Annotated in this window: 1 protein-coding gene; it reads left to right on the top strand. The window is 53.5% G+C overall.

The genetic code is table 11. The features are described from left to right. On the top strand, positions 1 to 202 hold a 202-nt coding region (locus FDX22_RS00660), incomplete at both ends, for an MFS transporter (RefSeq protein WP_186805271.1).

The following is a 202-nucleotide window of genomic DNA, read 5'->3' as shown; positions in this document are numbered from 1 at the left end:
CATGTCCGTGGCGTTGCTATTTACCTTCGGCTCTCTGGTTTTGCTGGCACCCTCGGCATCCTGGCTGACGAAGCGGTTTGGCAAAAAAGAGGCCAGCGTCGGCGCATTGCTCTTTGCGGTGGCGATGTATCTGATTATGTACTTCATCCATATTACGGACGCGAAAGTCTATTTGGTTTTCCTGTTCCTGGCGACGCTGGGG

Origin of the sequence: Citrobacter sp. TBCS-14, assembly GCF_005280805.1 — a bacterium.
GTDB classification, from domain to species: Bacteria; Pseudomonadota; Gammaproteobacteria; order Enterobacterales; family Enterobacteriaceae; genus Citrobacter; species Citrobacter gillenii.
Note: the sequence above shows the minus strand (reverse complement) of the source record. Positions and strands in the feature narration are given on the sequence as shown.